Origin of the sequence: Burkholderia sp. Bp9012, from assembly GCF_003853825.1 — a bacterium.
In the GTDB taxonomy this organism is placed as follows: Bacteria; Pseudomonadota; Gammaproteobacteria; order Burkholderiales; family Burkholderiaceae; genus Burkholderia; species Burkholderia diffusa.
Genome location: NZ_QTQA01000093.1, coordinates 1 through 359 on the forward strand (window position 1 = coordinate 1; position 359 = coordinate 359).

Genomic DNA, 359 nt, shown 5'->3' on the forward strand with positions numbered 1-359 from the left:
GCTGAGGCCCGTGGACAACGAGTTAATGCCGGTCGAAGTCGACGTGGACAGCGACGAGATCGAGCTGGTTGCCGACGACAGGCCGGTCGAGGTCGACGTCGAGAGCGACGAGATCGAGCTAGTTGCCGACGAGAGGCCAGTCGACGTGGAGGTCGAGAGCGAAGCCACCGAGCTGTCGGTCGAGCTGAGGCCCGTGGACAGCGAGTTGATGCCCGTCGAGGTCGACGTGGACAGCGAGCTGATCGAGCTAGTTGCCGACGAGAGGCCGGTCGACGTGGAGGTCGACAGCGAAGCCACCGAGCTATCGGTCGAGCTGAGGCCCGTGGACAGCGAGCTGATACCGGTCGAGGTCGACGTGG

Annotated in this window: 1 protein-coding gene; it reads left to right on the forward strand. The window is 64.9% G+C overall.

Going from position 1 to position 359, the window contains the following annotated elements; all coding sequences use genetic code 11:
* Positions 1–25: 25 nt before the first annotated feature.
* Positions 26–359 (forward strand): hypothetical protein (locus tag DIE11_RS36685; RefSeq protein ID WP_221622489.1); only part of this gene is annotated, 334 nt, incomplete at its 3' end.